Origin of the sequence: Sphingobacterium sp. UBA3549, assembly GCF_002376635.1 — a bacterium.
GTDB lineage: Bacteria > Bacteroidota > Bacteroidia > Sphingobacteriales > Sphingobacteriaceae > Sphingobacterium.
This window is the reverse complement of sequence record NZ_DFOE01000032.1, coordinates 1-18,627: the sequence shown is the minus strand read 5'-3', so window position 1 is coordinate 18,627 and position 18,627 is coordinate 1. Positions and strand designations below refer to the sequence as shown.

The 18,627-nt window shown below is 34.2% G+C and carries 14 protein-coding genes and 1 pseudogene; 8 read left to right on the top strand and 7 right to left on the bottom strand.

Features of this window, described 5'->3' with window-relative positions; all coding sequences use genetic code 11:
- The first annotated feature begins 1 nt into the window (after window position 1).
- Genes B2W36_RS22695 through B2W36_RS15675 form a run of 6 tightly spaced genes read left to right on the top strand, consistent with a single transcriptional unit; the run spans window position 2 to window position 9,452 of the window.
- On the top strand, window positions 2-769 hold the full coding sequence (locus B2W36_RS22695; RefSeq protein WP_409530105.1) for an ABC transporter permease: 768 nt from the start codon (window positions 2-4) through the stop codon (window positions 767-769).
- On the top strand, window positions 757-1,941 hold the full coding sequence (locus B2W36_RS15695; RefSeq protein WP_293888590.1) for a lanthionine synthetase LanC family protein: 1,185 nt from the start codon (window positions 757-759) through the stop codon (window positions 1,939-1,941). The genes B2W36_RS22695 and B2W36_RS15695 overlap by 13 nt, the downstream gene beginning before the upstream one ends.
- Window positions 1,914-4,910, top strand: a complete 2,997-nt coding sequence (locus B2W36_RS15690) for a lantibiotic dehydratase (protein WP_293888588.1) — start codon at window positions 1,914-1,916, stop codon at window positions 4,908-4,910. Before B2W36_RS15695 ends, B2W36_RS15690 begins: the two co-directional genes overlap by 28 nt.
- Entirely contained in the window at window positions 4,888-6,033 is a 1,146-nt protein-coding gene (locus tag B2W36_RS15685) for a glycosyltransferase family 4 protein (protein WP_293888586.1), read from the top strand. Before B2W36_RS15690 ends, B2W36_RS15685 begins: the two co-directional genes overlap by 23 nt.
- Window positions 6,017-8,191, top strand: a complete 2,175-nt coding sequence (locus B2W36_RS15680; RefSeq protein ID WP_288807923.1) for a peptidase domain-containing ABC transporter — start codon at window positions 6,017-6,019, stop codon at window positions 8,189-8,191. Before B2W36_RS15685 ends, B2W36_RS15680 begins: the two co-directional genes overlap by 17 nt.
- Entirely contained in the window at window positions 8,178-9,452 is a 1,275-nt protein-coding gene (locus B2W36_RS15675) for a hypothetical protein (RefSeq protein ID WP_293888583.1), read from the top strand. Before B2W36_RS15680 ends, B2W36_RS15675 begins: the two co-directional genes overlap by 14 nt.
- A gap of 68 nt (window positions 9,453-9,520) precedes the next feature.
- On the opposite strand, the gene B2W36_RS15670 is transcribed toward B2W36_RS15675, so the two are convergent.
- Together B2W36_RS15670 and B2W36_RS15665 are read right to left on the bottom strand one after the other, a co-directional pair.
- Window positions 9,521-10,309 (bottom strand): beta-1,6-N-acetylglucosaminyltransferase, encoded by a 789-nt coding sequence (locus B2W36_RS15670; protein ID WP_293888581.1) that lies wholly within the window; start codon window positions 10,307-10,309, stop codon window positions 9,521-9,523.
- Between the two features lie 213 nt (window positions 10,310-10,522).
- A pseudogene (locus B2W36_RS15665) lies at window positions 10,523-10,624 on the bottom strand (integrase core domain-containing protein); the annotation flags it as partial.
- 250 nt (window positions 10,625-10,874) lie between these two features.
- On the opposite strand from B2W36_RS15665, the gene B2W36_RS15660 reads away from it, so the two are divergent.
- Window positions 10,875-11,108, top strand: coding sequence for a hypothetical protein (locus B2W36_RS15660; protein WP_293888579.1), 234 nt, complete (start codon window positions 10,875-10,877; stop codon window positions 11,106-11,108).
- 279 nt (window positions 11,109-11,387) lie between these two features.
- Here the strand turns inward: B2W36_RS15660 and B2W36_RS15655 are convergent, their stop codons facing one another.
- From B2W36_RS15655 to B2W36_RS15635, 5 genes are all read right to left on the bottom strand, one after another.
- Complete coding sequence (locus tag B2W36_RS15655) at window positions 11,388-12,185, bottom strand: SOS response-associated peptidase (protein WP_293888577.1); 798 nt, start codon at window positions 12,183-12,185, stop codon at window positions 11,388-11,390.
- A gap of 110 nt (window positions 12,186-12,295) precedes the next feature.
- Entirely contained in the window at window positions 12,296-12,769 is a 474-nt protein-coding gene (locus B2W36_RS15650; RefSeq protein ID WP_293888575.1) for a hypothetical protein, read from the bottom strand.
- Between the two features lie 132 nt (window positions 12,770-12,901).
- Window positions 12,902-13,969: a DNA polymerase beta superfamily protein gene (locus B2W36_RS15645; protein ID WP_293888574.1), complete on the bottom strand. Its 1,068-nt coding sequence runs from the start codon at window positions 13,967-13,969 to the stop codon at window positions 12,902-12,904.
- Window positions 13,966-14,712, bottom strand: coding sequence for a nucleotidyltransferase domain-containing protein (locus B2W36_RS15640; protein ID WP_293888573.1), 747 nt, complete (start codon window positions 14,710-14,712; stop codon window positions 13,966-13,968). Before B2W36_RS15640 ends, B2W36_RS15645 begins: the two co-directional genes overlap by 4 nt.
- A gap of 330 nt (window positions 14,713-15,042) precedes the next feature.
- On the bottom strand, window positions 15,043-16,026 hold the full coding sequence (locus B2W36_RS15635) for a tetratricopeptide repeat protein (RefSeq protein WP_293888571.1): 984 nt from the start codon (window positions 16,024-16,026) through the stop codon (window positions 15,043-15,045).
- A gap of 247 nt (window positions 16,027-16,273) precedes the next feature.
- On the opposite strand from B2W36_RS15635, the gene B2W36_RS15630 reads away from it, so the two are divergent.
- Window positions 16,274-17,185 (top strand): hypothetical protein, encoded by a 912-nt coding sequence (locus tag B2W36_RS15630; protein ID WP_293888570.1) that lies wholly within the window; start codon window positions 16,274-16,276, stop codon window positions 17,183-17,185.
- Window positions 17,186-18,627 lie beyond the last annotated feature (1,442 nt).

Genomic DNA, 18,627 nt, shown 5'->3' with positions numbered 1-18,627 from the left:
TATGATGGGAATTACTCAAATATTATACGCGGATATATATAGAATTACGAAAAACAAAATCGTACTGCTGACTCTGTTTATTCCTCAGCTTTTGGTACTGTTATTATCTTATTTACAATTTGAAAATACAATCTCGGCAGCAGCAACGGGATATGACATTTGGGTAATTTATAGCAAAGATATCTTAATGGTGCTCAGTTTCGTCCTCCCATTATTTGCTATTGTTTATCCTTTTGTCATATTGGAGAATGAGCATAGGCACAATGGGTTACGCACTCATTCAATATTGCCACTCAAAATGGGTAATTACTTCGTTTCTAAGCTTTTATTAATCTGGATGTTTTTGGTTTACACTACGATTTTTTCTAGTTTGCTTTTGCTAATTATCGGGTATATAATAGGAGCTCTATTTGGCATTAAGGAGTTTGTGCTGTATAGCCCAACAATAATTGGGGGATTTACCGTGGGAATATTGCTTATCTCTTTGTTTGTTTCTTCAGTCCATTTAGTACTTAACATTTTTTTTAAAAATTTTTTAGTTAATACTCTCCCTTTTCTCTTGATCTTGTTTCCTTCTTTTTTTCTATATAACTGGAAGTATTATTTTTTGAATATCTACTCTTATCCATTTAGACTGATGAATTCTCTCCAACTGGATTACGTGATTATAAATGATTTAACTTCTATAATTTGTTTTATTGGATTAATGCTAAGCCTAATAATAATTAGATACCTAATTCCTAAATGTCAGTATATATGGATAAATTAGAAGAAGAAGTATTTGCAATTGAAAGAATTCTTAGTAAACAGAATGATTCCTTTGCATCACCATATCTATTTGGTGACCTAGGTGGTAAGACACTGTTTTATTTCTATTTGTGGAAATATTACGGACTGGATAAATATCATGACATTGCTTTCAAAACACTAGAAAAAATTTTATCTAAGGTTTCTATAAGTAAATTGGATTACAGCATTTGTAGTGGGATATCTGGTATAGCCTGGTTGATAGACATTTGTAACCGTGAGGGATTTATAGAGGAGTCTGCAGATGACATCCTTCCTAGTTTAGAAGACGAACTTAGTAAATGTATTAAACTCAGTTTCGCAGAAAAAAACATGGACTATTTACATGGAGGGACAGGAGCTTTAATATATCTATTGAATAAGGCTTCTCAGGGTCCTTATAACGTTGAAAATCTAACGCTTCTTTTAGATAATCTTCTTGCTAATTGTACATTGATCAGCGATACTATGGCATGCACGACTTACTTCTCTCGTTCAAAGAATAATGCTCATTATAATACAATAAATTTAGGAGTTTCTCATGGCATGATATCAGTGATGCACGCTTTAAATCTCTTTCTAAAACTCAAAATAAGAAGTGATGAGGTTAGATCCATGCTCGATAAGATGATAAATCTTATAATGTTTGTGACAAATAACACAGTAAACGAATATTATTTCCCTTACGATATCGATTTAAGAGATTTGACAAAAAAAAGTGGCTCAAGGATAGCTTGGTGCTATGGAGATCTTGGTAACAGTGCCGTGTTATACGATTTAAGCTATAAAGTTGGCCGATTAGATCTTGAATTAAAGCTACAAGAAATTATAAAAAGTGTTTGTAAACTATCTATTGAAAAGCAAAGCATAAAGGATGGGAGCCTTTGTCATGGTCTAATTGGAAATGCGCTACTTTGCAACTATCTGAACCGACACTTAGAAAACGACGATCTATATTCGCTAGTTTCTACAAATCTACATTTGTACATATCTAAATTTCCTGATCCAATCAACTATCGCAAACATTTTATAGTTAATGTAGGTTATCGCGATAACAACACATTGCTAGAAGGTTTGTCCGGAATAGGATTAGGTTTATTAACAATACTTAAAAACGACAAACCATTATGGACGGAAATCCTACTTCTAAACTAAGTTTCGAATTTGATGAAAGACTATTATTGCGAAAGCCAATCTTAAATCCTTGTGAAACATTCCCTGAAAATTTAGAGTTTTTCTTCAATGAAAGTGAAATATTTAGAGAAGCCATATATTTGGCATCTCGAGATTTATTTATTGAAATTAACAAACGCTTAATTAACAAAAAAAGCTTAACAGAAAGACAACTAACCGCATTAACTAAGTATTTTATCCGGATGCGTAGCCGATCTACACCGTTCGGTTTATTTGCAGGAATATCAATAACGAGTTGGGGGAAAACTGAATCCTATTCTTCTCATACTATCTCAAGGAAGGTTCGTTTGGACAGCTCCTGCTTAACTCAACTAGTTCATTATCTAAACAAACTGGAAAGCATTATTCAACGGACGCGTTATCGACCAAATAACTCTGCATATTCCATTTCAAATACCTTAAAATATGTAAACTATAGTAATCGCAATACCTCTTATAAAAAATTCTCATTACAGAAAATCAGATATAGCAAAATATTAAGAGATATAATCGCATTCTGTGGAATTACACCACGCAAGTACTACGAAATCATTGCTTTTTTGGTAGATAAAGAATATGATGAGGCTGATGCAATACTTTTTATAAATAAACTTATAGAAGAAGGTGTAATATTATCAAACCTACAGTTTCATTTGACTGACGATAACGATCAACTAGCCTCAATTACTAGCTTTTTAAAAGATTACTGTGATGATAAGGAGGTAAGTGAGATTAGAATTCAATTAGAACATATTCTGGATTTAATCAATATAGTTGAAAGTGAAAGAAATGATTTAGATTATATTGAACATTACGAATTGATAAGAGCTGCGCTCAATAATCTTCCTTTTATTGAGCTGCAGAAAAATTTTTTACAAGTAGATACATTTCTAAAAGAAACATATTTAGAAAAAAATAATACAGATATCTTAAAAAAAGAGATAGAATCTGGTTTGCATATGTTGTATAAAAGCTTCTATAATGACTCATCTGCTTTTGGATCTTTCAAAGCGAAGTTTTATGAAAGGTACGGATCAGAGCCTGTCGCAATAAATGAAGTTTTAGATCCGGAAGTTGGACTTGGATACCCCTCCCATCAATCGGTAACAAGTTTATCAAATAATATTGAAAGAATAAGTCAAAGAAGATTTAATCTCTCAAAAGTTGAACGTTTTTTACTTGATAAAATTATTGGAAACCAAGGCGAATTAAGAGAGATAGTTTTACAAGAGTCGGACCTTACATTAAATTCTGAAAATCCATCAGCACCGGCAACCTTTTCAGTCCTATTTTCTATTATTCCTCAAGGAGGTATATATTTAAAGGGCGTACATAGTAAATCTGCTTCAAATATAATTAGTCGTTTTTCACATTTAGATTTAGAAGTTGAGTCGTTGGCTACAAATATCTATCAACATGAACATTATGTGCACTCTAATAAAGTAGTAGCAGAAGTTGTACATTATCCCGGAATGGAACGGTTGGGAAATGTTATGTTTAGGAAACATACGAGAGAATATGAAATCCCATATATTGCTTCTTCCCAAGACAACAAAATTGAATTAGAATTATCTGATATATACCTTTGGTATCGAGGAAACGATTTGTTACTTTTTTCAAAAAAATTTAATAAAATTATTCAACCATACCATTCGTGTGCACATAACTATAATTTTGATAGTTTACCGCTTTATAAATTACTTTGTGATCTCAGCGATCAAGGAAGGAAATTTGGCTTTAGTTGGGGACAACTATCTAATTTTCTAAGCTATTTTCCAAGAATCTCCTATAGAAATATTATTTTATCACCTCGAACGTGGATTTTATATCCAAAAGACCTTGATAAAACGCAAATTGAAGCCGAATTAAAGAAACGAAATATACCAAGTACTTTCTTAATATGTGAAGGAGATAATGAACTATTAATTGATACTATGATAGCAAGTAATCGATTGATCCTAGACAGTGCTATAGCAAAGGGGACACCAGTAACAATTAAGGAATGCTTTTTCTCTCATCAAGACCCTGCAAATGAATACGTTGCAATAGCTTATAATAAAACAAAGGATAATAATATTATTCGCCCTAGGGTTAATAAAAGCCAACAACGTACTTTTCATATCGGAAGTGAATGGGTGTATTTTAAAATTTACTTAAATATTGTAAATGCGAATCAAATACTTATTAATATTTCTTCAATCCTAAAAAAACTTCTCAATAATGGTACAATAAAGAAATGGTTTTTTATTCGATATGCTGATCCTGAACCACATTTAAGAGTACGTATTCATACTGAAAGTCAGAACGAGGTCATTGAGAAATTAATTTCAGTTCTAGCTAGGTTATCGAGAGAAGGGCTAATAATTTCTTACAACTTGAATGTCTATGAAAGGGAATTAGAACGCTATGGTGCATCGAACATTGAGAATGCTGAAGAACAATTTTATTTGCAAAGTTTAACCGCCGCTGAATGGATTGCAAATGGAGCTGATGAAAGGGCATTATATATTTCCGCACTTTTATCAATACTTGAAGTTCTTAAAAATTTCAATTATGACCCAGAAATGGGTGAAATATTTTGTAAAATAAATAGAGACTCCTTAAAGAAAGAAATTGTATACGATAAGAGTACAAAAATTTTCATTGACAAATTATACAGAACACAGTTGAAAATGGCAATTCTCGTTCCAAAAGAAAATCTCAGTAAAAAACAATTATTATCGATACGGAGGCGATCCTCATCCGAGGAACTGCTCATTAAGAAAATAAAAATTCAGTTAAATAAGGATGGTTTATCAAAGGATGCCTACTGTAGTTCTATTATTCATATGTTCGTCAACAGATTATTCATAGAAAACAATAGAACACACGAATTTATTTTATATTATATCCTAACAAAATTTTATTCTGACTCTAAATATCTCAAAAATGGTAAGAGTTTTTTTAGTTAATGCTTCTGCTGCATCCAGACTATATGGTATTGGGAATTATGTTGATATAGTTTTTAATGCATTGTCAAAATCTACTCAAATCCATCCGATTTTAGTTGACTTTAATCAAACGAATAGTTCCGAAGAAGTTTGGATTAAAGATGGACAAAATTGGGGAAAATTTACATGTTATTTTAAAGCTTCTTCTTTGTATTCACTTCCAATTAAGAAATTATTAGATTTAATTCACGAGCATTATACTATAACTAGTCAAGATGTTTTCCACATAAATACACCAAACCATCTTGAGTTAATAAGGATGGTTAAGAAACGATACAATTGCAAAGCTGTATATACTATTCATTTTGATACAAGGAAGCTGCATAAAGATAGAGATGACACTCAGAAAAAAGAAAAAGAAATTTTGAAGTTAGCGGATCGTATTATTTGTTTATCCTTTGACATTAAAACTTATTGGTCAAGTGTTATAAATTCTTCAAAACTTAGCCTAATTTCAACGGGATTAAATCCTATTAGGAACTGGTGTAAAAACAAAAAAATTGGTTTCAGGCAAAAGCTTAATATTGGTGGTGAAGACATTGTAATTCTTTTTAATGGCAGAATCGATTATCAAAAAGGTTTTTACGAATTACTAAAAGTATTTCCACTTTTGTTAGAGAGTTTTCCTAACATACATTTGATTGTTGTAGGGGACGGAAATTTATCTGAGGCTTTAGAGAAATCCCGCAAAATCCTTGGGCGCATTTTATTTACGGGATATGTAAATCGTAAAGACAAAGCGTTTATAAAGCATATTTATCAAATATCTGATATTTTTGTACTACCGTCCTTTAACGAACAGTTAAGCCTATCCTTTCTTGAAGCTGCTAATAATTCTGTAGCCACAATAGTAAGTGATATTCCATCCTTCTCAAGATTTCCAAATAATCTAGTGTCAAAGGTTTCTATAAGTAATAAACAGACTATTGATCAAAAAGATTTATATGATAAATTAGCGATTTTAATTTCGTCTAAGAGTTATCGGAATAAGCTAGGACGCTCATTATGCAGTTATTGTCGCACTAATTTTAGTGGCAAAAAATTTCAATCAGATTTAATCGAAATATATGAAAAACAAGCGTAGGATTAAATTTGTTTCACAACTTAACGAGATGGACTGCGGGCGAGCCTGTCTTAAAATGATTTCGCTTTTTTATGGTATTGATAAATCAGAACAGATAGATAAATTTTTAGAGATTTCTGATCATGGAAGTTCACTCTTCGACATGTCATTTACTGCGGAAAAAATTGGATTCTTGAGTAAAGCTGTGAGTTTAACAATTGATGAACTTTCAAAAATTGATTCACCTGCTATTCTACATTGGGATTCTAACCATTATGTTGTAATTTTTAAAATTGATAAAAATTACGCATTAATAGGCAATCCTGCAAGCAAAATATTGAAATTATCATTAAAAGAGTTAACAGATCATTGGTATACAGCTAGCTTAAGTGGTTATGCCTTATTGCTCTTGCCAAGTGGGAATTTTTTTGAATCGTGTGAAGAACAAAAAAAGACTTATGTAATCCAGAATGTCTTTCGATATATTGCGAAATTCAAGTCGCTTTTTTTTCAATTATTTTGTGGATTTTTATTGGGAAGTATAATTCAATTATTGCTTCCTTTCTTGATGCAGAATGTTATCGATAAAGGAATATTATTAAATAATATATCATTTATTAAAATAGTGCTAATCGCTCAGATCACTCTGACCATTGGCCGTGTTGCTGTTGAGTTTTTACGCTCTTGGATACTGATGCATATAAGTATAAGAATTAATATTTTTATACTAACAGACTTCTTTGTTAAGATTTTTAGCCTTCCAATAAGATATTTTGAAACTAGAACAAAAGGAGATTTTTTGCAAAGATTAGATGACCAAAAAAGAATTGAATCTTTTCTGACTAATCAAACAATAAATATACTCTTTGCTTTCTTTAACTTGATAATATACAGTGGGGTAATTATCTATTATAATTCAAAAATTTTTTTCTTGTTTATCGGATTTTCAGTTGCACATACATTTTGGATATTTGTTTTCTTACCGTCAAGAAAAAAACTAGATAACATGAGATTCTCTATAGGATCTCAAATCCAAACGAACACAATTCAGCTAATCGATGGAATTAAGGATATAAAAATGTTCAACGTTGAGCGAAAGAAAAGGTGGGCATGGGAGGATTTACGTGCTGAACTTTTTAAATTCAACATTAAATCCCTTGAGTTAACCCAATGGCAAAATGGTGGAGCTACAATCATAAATGAATCGAAAAATATTTTTATAACTTTTTTCTGTGCAAAACTTGTAATTGATGGTGAGATTACCTTAGGTATGTTACTATCAATTCAATATATTATAGGGCAATTGAATAATCCAATTCAACAATTCACAGGCTTTTTACAATCGTACCAAGATGCTAAATTGAGTGTAGAACGATTAAATGAAATGTACGGCATAAAAGATGAAGTAGACTTGAAAACTAATTACGTTTCAGTACCTAAAGAGTTCAACAGTATAAAATACAATAATATTTCACTGAATATCGGAGGGCGAAGTATTCTACGGAGTCTTAACTTTGTTATAGAAAGAGGAAAAATGACTGCTATCGTAGGTGAAAGTGGAAGTGGAAAAACTAGTATTCTCAAATTGCTTATAGGTAACATAAATCCAACAGAGGGAAATATTGTTATTGGTGATATAATCTTGGAAAAAATAAATATAAATGACTGGAGAAATCAATTTAGTACAATGCTACAAGATAGCTACTTATTTGCTGGAACATTGATTGATAATATCTGTCTTTCTGAAAATTTGCCTGATTACTCTCGATTTAATAACGTCATAAAAATAGCAAAGATTTATGAAATGATCCAAACACTTCCAGGAAAGGAAGAGTTTGAGGTCGCGGAAAACGGTATTAATTTTAGTCAAGGACAAAGACAAAGAATTTTAATTGCGAGGGCCTTATACAAAGACTGTGATATAATTATTTTGGATGAAGCGACAAATGCATTGGATTCCAATACCGAATCTGACATACTTTTAGGATTATCAGAGGAACTAAAGAACAAAACGATAATAGTTGTAGCACATAGATTAAATACTATAAAAAATGCTGACAATATTATTGTCTTACAGGATGGGCAAATAATTAATCAAGGAAAGCATGAATATTTAATGGAAGCTTGTAATACTTATTCAGAATTTGTAAAAAATCAAACAGGGTATGATGGAGCCTAGTAGTAAATTTCGAAACATATTGTTTCAAGAACCTAATTGGTTTTTAAGATCTGGCAATTTAATTTTATTGCTTGTAGTTATTATGTTGTTAACGTTAACCGCGTATATCAAAGAACCTGATATTGTAAGAGCTAACGGTTTTTTTTTAAAAGAATCCTATATAGAAGAGGTGAGATCAAGAAATAATGGTGAAATCGTGGATTTATTTTATCAAGAAGACGATTGGGTAAAACCAAACGATGTAATTGCTACTTTACAGGGGAGTGCGGATTTTAAGAGTGTCAAAAGTCTTATTGAAGATTTAAAGCATGTTATTGAAGCTCTTCGAACAAAAGATTATAACCTAGATTCGATTCTTCTTTCCAAAAATTATGATAATCTTGGCGAATTACAAATACTATATGAAGAGTATTTAGCAAAGTATAGTACTTTTAAAGCCAACAAAAAAAGTGGAATTGAGTCAATAAAAGAAGATTTAAACAGAAGTCAGAGTGCAATAATTACTGAGGGGAGGGAATCTATAAAAAGACAGATTGGAATTATTGATGAAAAAATTCAGTTACAACAGTTAGACTATGACTCTTATAAAAAGTTATTTGAAAGAAAAATTATTTCCCCTATGGAATTTAGAGCTAGGACTAAGGATTTTTTAGATCTAAAAAATCAAAAGATTAATTTGGAAGTTCAATTACTAAATAACCAAGATTTAAGTGAGCGGAAAATATTTGATATATATCAAATAGCAGATAGCAAATTAGTAAATTTAAATTCATTTTTTAATTCGACATTGAGCTTAGAGAGCCAGTTGCAGTCTTATGTTAAAGATCACTCCCTTGTCTCCCATGGTGGTGGAAAATTGATTTTTGGTAAAGATGTTAGACCGGGATACCTAGCTAGCGTTCATGAGACCATTTTTTTTGTCGACCCATTTTCTGATAGTACGAATTTCCATCTTGAATTAAGACTAGGCACATCATCTTTTGGAAAAATCAAAAAAGGCCAGTCTGTAAGATTGTCAATGCCTGCCTATCCTTATCAGGAGTTTGGGTATCTTGAAGCTAAAATTACTTATCTCCCTGGCGTTACAATACATGATAGCACCTATCGCGCTAGGGCGGAATTAGTTGGCGACTGTAAGAATTGTACTTCATTTGGGAAATCAGTTGGTTTAAAACACGGATTATTCACTGAGGCTCAAATTATCACTAATGATAAAACTATTTTGGAGAAAATTTTTCAAAACTTTAGATCAGATTTCTGATGTTAAAAAAACATTCATATTACATTTTTTTACAATTTAATTAACAAAACCTAAAGATTAGATATAAATTACAAAATATTCGTAGAATCCAGGTGTTCCTGCAACGAAATTGAATGAGGGTACACAAATTTTCTGGCAAATAAACATTTAGATCTCTTTATTTGCTTCAAATCTATTAAACTTAGTATTCTTGGACTTTTGTAAGGCTTGTCCCATTTCATAAAGTGTAAGTTTAAATTCTTTAGATTTTTATATATTATAGGATGTTCACAATTTAAAAAAAGCGTTTGAAAAAAACTTTCATCCGGAATTAATACTTTTCTAAAATAAGACATAAACAGCGGATTTAAATCTAAAAAATCGAAAATTATTGGCGTTATATTGTTAGGAATTGAAAACCACTGTGAACCACCAAAAAAGGTTAAATCATTTTTAGCTATATCGTAAAATGGAAATCTATAAATTCCTCCATCATACCAAATTTTTCTAGGAATTGGATGATAATCAATAAATATAGTTTTGGTATGGCTTTTTAAAAATTTTGAAATATAATTTAATGGTTTTATTGGGTAACAAGCTCCGCTTAATAATACAATTCTTTCCGTAAGTAAAAAGTGATTCCTAATATAACGTAGACCAGAAAGCGTAGCCTCAATCAAACCAAATGTTCCCCAGCCAGAATGATATCGATCTTTTAAAAAGTAACAACTTTTTACATCTTTCAATAATTCAATAAAAGGTGCTATATCAACAGTTTTGTCAATATGTAAAACAAAACTATTTTCATCAGCAGTCAACCTTTCTATTAAATCTACTAGTGTAAACTCGACACGGTGTGCAATAATAAGAAATACCATATTTAGATGTAATTTATTCTCAAAATTAGTTACTACTCTTACTAACTAGCTATTGACATACTTCCAATCTTAGGAGCATTGTAAAGTAAAAAACTTGCTATTTAGAGGTAATTTTTAATAAACGTTTCAAGTGTTAAATCCCCTTAACAGCTATGGGGGTTATAGGTGTTATATTTTGTGTCTCCAGTCTTAAAATTTTCTGCTTTACATCTTTCAATGAAAGGAATCAATTGGTGTGAAACATTCGTTTTGAAAGCTTCCATCGAACGACTCAATATACGCATTATCTTTGGGTTTTCCAGGGCTTGAAAAGACAACTTCAACTTTTTTACTTCATGTCTCTAATTGCTTGATCGCATAAGCCATCTGAGCTTCTGTATACTTCGAACTTTTAATCATTTTTCTTTAATCTAACATAAGTAATTCAATCCCGATTTCTCCACTTATAGACACTCCTTTTTTTTCTGAAGGCCACCTCGTTAAAATATATAAAAAAATAATTAGAGTCTAGCAATAGTAGATTGGGTAACATTAAATTTGAGATAATCAAACAAAATATTCAATTATGAAAAAGACAAAAATGAAAAAATTAAGTTTCGAAAAAATTTCTGGACTTGATTTAACTACGAACCAAAGCAAAGACATTAAAGGCGGACAAGCGGCATGGACAGGCGGCTGCTCAGACGGATGCCCATCGTTTTTCGAGACTAGCTTCAATTGTACTTACGGAAATTGTACCGCAGATTGTTCTGGAGAGTGGAACTGTTTCACTACTGATGCTTGTACTGGCTATTTGTAGGCAATTAGTCGTTTGTCTAAAACTGACATGTTAATTAGAATAAATCCCCAATAATTCTTTTGAATGGGGATTTATTCTTTATATCCCCTGACCTTTCCCAAAATTTAGGAGTATTCTGCGCTGGAGTTGGAGCGCTATTATATAACCAAATATCTCCAACTATTCTTTTCTCATTCAATAAGTATGCTTAACAGACCTTATTGTCATCTTCGATAAATACCGCGAATTCTGGGCGATCATCTGACACATATTTTGTTAAACTTCCCATTGGACACTGATTTAAAACAACGAAGTCTGCGCCGTATCACTTCCTAATGGCGGCAATCCTTCCCAATCAAATTGCTCATAACGATGCTTACCGTCGGGGCGGTTTGGGTACCCTCTCAAGGTATACACTGGATAATGCTTCAACTTTTCAGTGGGCATTTCAAATAAGAAAATCGGTGGCATATCTTCTTCGTTTATTTCCTCGATCCACTGACGCTCGAGATCCTCAGGCAAGAACAAAGGCATACGATGTTTATTGGGGCCGTCATTATGGATATTGGCCATCACTTCATTGGCTGCACGCGTAAGCATACCAAAAGATCCCACACATTCAACCACATCATCCTCGTCCACCGTCTCATGCCACTGGTACAAACCTGGTAAATAGAATAGCTCTCTCCCCTCCGCACCGATAAAATAAGGCACTTTCTTTTTCCAGCCCTTTACAGCTCTATGCTCAAAGGTACCACTCACAGGGATAAGGCAACGCTGCTTGCGCAAACGGTACCAATAGGACTTTTTATCTTCCAGGATACGTTCGCTACGCACATTGATCATATTGCGCCTGCGATCGGCCTGCAGCTTCGGATCGTCAATATAGGTAGGTAATACCCCCCACTCCATCTCGGTCAAGGCCAGCAGGCTTGAGTCCTTGTCCTTATACAGGATCGGATATTTGGGGAAGGTAATGGCCTGCACGTTTTCCAGATAGTCATAATTGTAATCCAATTGACGACGCTCGTCCCGCAATTGCGGAAAGGTCTTTTTGATAATCTCAATATCGGTATGGAGGCTAATATCCCAGCACATAATGGTATCCTTTCTTGTTTGGCTTTGATACGAATATACGCAATTTGTACTTTAAATACGGATTGCCCTACGATAAGAAAATTGTGCTTTTCAGTTCGGAAAGGATCTGATTACCGAAGGATCTCAATAGCAAATACTTTCTTTTGGGTCTGTCCATCGGTAATGGTCGCTACTACCCGACCATACTCAAAGGAGAATAGAATGCCAATGGGATTTTTGCGCTGAAACCTAGTCTTAGTGCGCAGGTAATTGACAATATTTTTCTCATAAAGCTTGAGCATGCGCTTGTCCCAGTTCTCTTCCTTGATACTATTGAGAAAAATCCGATAGCCTGATCCTGTTGCCAGCAGACTTTCGATCTTATCGGCATCTTGCGGCAGCTGCAGGGCTCTTCCCTCCTTTGCCCCAAGTTGATGGGCATGCTGATTGGCGCTTTCCTTATCATCATAGGGCGTGAGCAGAAAGCCTGTTTTCTCCTTAACATCGGGCCACTCAAAACGCTGCAGCACAAAGTCGGCATAGCCTGATTCGACGAGCTCGCGAAACGAACTTTTGGTGACTTGTTCAAAGGGATTGTACAGCATAAGACTAAGATAGGAAAGTCATGCATTAATGCAATGGTTTTAGAATTTCAAAATGATAATAAAATTGTATCTTAAGCCTATTAAAATCTATTGACATATTATGAAGCAGAACGTCCTTCACGAAATAAGGTATCAACGTTTGATCTGATAAAGGCGCTTACGCATGTCTACCAATTGCTGTCTTAGCTTATCCTGATCTGGCGCTACGCGAAGTAAACTCTGTAAGCAGAGTTCTTGAACTTCCTCGAAGAGCTTGTGCGACCAAATGAAAAGCTCATCATAGTTATAATTGCCATTCTTGATACCTAGCAGTTCTTCCCTATTGGGACGTTTTATCTGTAATTCACTTTTGGACACAATCTCTTTTGCCTGTTGCAATAGACGGATGGTATGCATCATATTTTTGGCATCATAACCCTGCCCATGATTCATTGTCCCCTCAAAGCGCGCCTCATTGCGCGCGGAAACCCAACTAAAATATTCATTATAGGCCTTGCAATAAGATGAATAAGCTTCGTGATTAACAAAGAGGTACGCACAAAGTGTCTGACCTTTTGGGATAGAACTGCAAGACACCTCATTGCTATCCAGGCTAGCCACGACACCTTTGTAACCCAAAGTCTGAGTCTGATCATAATATAGGGTATACATTCCCTTTGCATGTTCGATCTTTGCTAAACCACAGTTTTCCTGTTTCCAATGCCGCTTGCTTAGCCACGCGCTTAACGGTAAACTACCATGACCAGCTATGATAAAGCAGAAATCCAGCAAACTTTTACGTTCGCGGTCCACCGGATTGTTGATTTTCTTATTCAATCCTTTTGCCTTCCGCACCTGTACCATAGCGTATTGCGCAAAAGTCATAACAGCCTCTCGTGTGATAAAATCCTGAATTTTGAATTGCTCCATGATTGGATCTTGGTATACGATGCAATCGGCAGGACTAGCCAAAAGTTCCAATACAGTCGGATTACTCTTTGACAGGAGTTCTACGAAACGTCCTAACTCATAATAAACTTCATCATTGCTGATATTAGCCACTTGGCCAATATATTGACCGCCCAAGTAATATTCCAGAGGCAGATAAAATACCCCCCTGATATCGGTATCGGAAGATGCAGTGGCCAAGCCATATGCCCGGCTACCGACAACGGCCTCAAACAGGATCAGCCCGTTCTTTCGAAGTTCGTCTATAGTCATTTTAATATAGTTTTAAAATAATTCTCTAGTCCTTCCTTATCCGATACGGATACGGGAACCTGCCCTACTTGGCTCTCTAAATATATTAACTTTGTTTCGATATAACTCCTTATGGTAGCTGAACAGCTGAATACAAAACCTTCATCGACTTGGCTTTTCAACTTCTGTAACTGCATAACTTCGACTTTAACAACATTGGGCAATAATACGGATAGTTCGGCCAATGTCATCGGCGCATAACTGCGATAGGTCATACTCCAGTCTGCCGCTAGTAAAGATCTGAGGATATAGAATAAGCTCTTGAGATTCATCGTTTCTCGCCGAAGATCTTCTACTTTGCTACGGACAATCCCAAGATAATGATGGGCGTGCCTACGTGCGTCAAAATAATTTTCGATCATTGCCCTAAAACTTGCTTTGAATCCGTTAAACTCGTGATAGACTACCGGTGACTGAATCCATTCAAATGGGCTCACATTACTTTTATAAAGTAAGGTGAGTACTTTAAACAGATCCCAGCCTGCGATATCAAGGTCATCGGTTATCGGAAACCGCATTTCGGTAGGAAGCGGAAACAAACGGCTATAGTCCTCCCCTTTTCTTATATAAATAAACCGAACGTCGTAGTCACTGTCGAGCGACGGAAATCCCCAACCTCGACTTCCTGATTCACAGGCGAAAAGTATACGTACTCCTTCGCTCGCTTCTATTTCCATGAGCTTCTTGATGATATGTGCTTTCATTTCTTCATGCTTTTTTAAATTTTCATTAACACAAAGATCGATTGCGCTACTGAAGCCTTTTTGCGCATTAAAAAAAGAGCATAAAAACAATGGAAGACCTCTTATTATCAGGCAGATAATTTTCTTGAAAAAATTGAAGCTTACATAGGATTATAAAAGTACGCAGATAGAATGCGTAGGATAAGTAATCAAAAGCTAAGATTTCCTTGGAAAAAATCCTTGATATCAATTTGATAACTTCTAATAATTCAGAATAAAGCGATAAATTATCTGACTTTGATCCAAACGGAATAGTATACCTTCATTTGCCATCAAATGTGAGGGCACCTATCAGTTAGAACAATAGAAACGTAAAAAATTTCGAATCTTAAAATTCGTTTCATCGCCCAACTTTCGAAAGGTTGATGCAGCTTTTTCCTTTTGATCGGTCGCTAAATATGCAATTCCGAGATGGATAATGTAATCCTCGTAAAATACACTTCCATATCGCTCCAAGTCAATTTTCGTAGCAATACCTTTTTCATATTCAAAGATTGCTTTTTCAAATTCTGAAGTTTTAAACCACTCTTCTCCCTGTTGATAGGCCCTATAAACTCTCTTGACTTCAGGGGTAAAAAACTCATACATTTTAAAAAAATTGAAAGGAAGTGTGATCAATAAATCTCTTCCTGTATAATTTTTATAAAACTTGCCGCAACGCTTTATCGATTGTATAACTTGCTGCCTAATGTCATCCTCCTCAATGTCTGAAACGACAATATTTGAAATCTGATTACTCTGGTCAAGTATAAACTCCACTTTTAGATAGTAGTTTTTGGATGTCCTCTTTTTCAATAGTGGTGCCCCATTAGTAATACACGAATTGGGGTCTATTGTTCCATTATCAAATACTAATTTGGAAAGATTATTAGCTATATAAAATTCTCTTCCGTCACGAAGTATTCGTTTCTCTTCAAATTCCGGATATTTTTTAACAAAATCGTCTGTTTTTAAAAAATAGAGTTTAATTTTAGTACCCTTCTCGACAACTGTCAAATACTCTTCAATGAACGCGTAGTTTAGCTTCATGTGCCCCAGATCTATCTCATTATCCCCAATATATTTTGCGTCAAACATATAAGCAGATATTTTCATTTTATTCGGACTTATCTCATAGATAACTTCATTGGAAAAATAAGGATTATCTACAGGAACAAGTGAATTTTCTTCAGTCAATGCAAAGTCTAAAACCCATTTACCCAGCAGTTTGTTACTTTGAGCAAACAATGGACAGGCAAATAGTAGGGAGGCGAAAAAAGCAAAGATGTTCTTCATTTAAATTAAAATGGTATACGGCCTATGGCGTAATAAATTTACGTAATGATACCGAAACAGACAACTTTAAATTGACAATATAATATAAGGGGTATTCTACGCTACGTAAAAGAATATAAATGAGCAGAAACGATGAAAAAACACACAGTGGGAATAGCGTACTATAAAAGGCCACTATTTTTATTTCTTCAAACGCAAATTAATTAAATATATTTAGTATATTAGGCTATTGAACCAATTGATTTAAATGATGCGCTATTACCTTATTTTAATTGCCGCCCTGCTGCTGACTGGTTGTAAGAAAGATATCGATCCTACCAAAGGTAAGGAGGTATTAAAAGCGGGGTTTGTGTATGTAAACCCTGAAGGTCAACAGCTAAAAGACCCGATTATTATTGTTCCTCCCAAACTATCTGCTATGCCCGCCAATATAAGTTACACCCATTATGAAGGAGCAACTTTCAAAAGTAATATAAAAGTGGTAAAAGATAACATAGAACGGGATTTTACGGAAACTCCCTTTGTAAAATGGGTATTATATGATTTGGAGAATAAGAAGATTGTAAAAACGGAATCGAAGGCAGATATTAATCTTGATATCGCAAGCGTGGGTAAATACCGCCTAACCCAATATATTTTCAAAAATGAGGTAGAAAGTGAAACAATGGATATGGCAGTTGACTCAGCGTCCAAAACGGTAGAAGTCACAGCCTTAAAGTCCATTAACTCAATTGTGGTTGATAAGCTCTCATCGCATAGTCCATATCTGACTTATTCTTTTAAAGAAGACGAAACCTTTGATGCTGTTGTCTCGTTATATAATTCTTTGGAAGACGCTGAGAATGACAAAAAACCAATTGCAGAGACAGAAATAAATAAAGCGTTGAAATTGGGTGCATCTCAGATAGCATTCAACCATACCGATCCTATCTTTATCCCAACATTTGATTTCCCAGAAAAGGATGATTTTTACCTGCAATTGACCTACATGCAGAATGGCAAAAAATTCAGAATACTCGATAATCACTTTGGCACAATTTTCAAATATTACAAAACAGGGTATCTAACAGCGGATAAATCAGCCCTTCAGGAAGAAAGAAAATTAAAATTTGGGGATATGACACTTACAATTAGCTCTTCATTCACGTTTCAACGATAGCGGGGCGCTAAAATCAAATTTTCAAATTCATAATGGGGTATATTTATAGAAACAGAGCGACAAATTTTAAGAGAGTTAGAATACGCAGACCAAAATGATCCGGTTGAAATGGACTCTGACCCAGAAGTTAACTTTTGCTATAGAGCTAAATGCTATATTGAATTATAGTGGCTCCTATGCTACTGAGGGCAATGAAATATATCAGATCTAACAATTAAATTGTCGGTTGATCCTCCGAGCCCATTTTGTAAAGAAATGCATAGAAATTGAAAACTGGAATTGCAACAATAAATTAATCGCATTGCGCGGCACCTTTGTAAAAGGAAGTTTGGCGTAATATTTAAAAATAGCTAACCTATTATGGAAATGAATACCGAAACGATCTTCATATTAATGCCCTTGCTTCCGTGTGTAATCGTATATTTAATAATGATGTACGGTGGAATACGTGGACTGACAGGTGAAGACTTTGGATTGGAAAAATATCTGAAGAGATCTGGTAATGCGACTAAAAAAAACACCGTCCGAGAAAGGGGCTTATTTTTGTGTTTAGTTGTTAGCTCAATACTTTTCACAGTAACGGATATAGTGATATTGAATAATATTGGTTCACTACAAGATAGCCAACTGACAAAAGTTCTATTAAGGATTTGCATAATTCCGCAATCTATTTTTACCCTAGCATTCGGTTTACACTAAAAAAATTACCTTACTCAAATTATTTTAATTGGAATTGATTTAAAGCCCCTTAGCCCTTTAACGATAGTTGGAATTTGATGTCTCCATATAACGCTTGTTCATCTAGCTTTTTTTCTTAGCGCTACGGGGTTTCCAGATGGTCTAGGATATTAAGGGCTTTGCCTGTCATGAAATAAACAATACTGAATAACTTTGTCCATTTGTTTAAAAAATGTTGTTCAAAAATTGACTTTGACGCTAATATAATCTCTCCGGTACAGCATTTGTTGCATTCGCACCAAATGACTGTCATGAAAAATTTAAATGAAAAGTTCACACACTTCAGGTATAAGGAACATCCTGGAGATCTATTCCGTGGTACTGTGATTGTACCTCTACCCGATCCTTATAAAGACCAAGAAAATTTTTGGATTTGGTTTCATCCTTGTTTTCAAACAAGTTAGGATGTAGCGGACTTAAATGATCTTTACAAGTATCTGGATGATGAATGGTTTGATGACGATGTAATGGAAACTGACGACTATACGTACTACAGCACAATGCCCAAAGATCAAATCCGAGATGAAATAAAATCTCTCGAACAGATAATCTATCAGGATTGCTTCGAAAACTTTTATCACCTTGTTTTGGAAGGGAAAATCGAATTGCTAACCAGCCGCCTCAAAAAGATTTATGTAGGATAGCTTATAATAAGATAGGACCGCCCATTGTTAAGAAAAGTAAAAAGAAGCTGTCCGACAAGG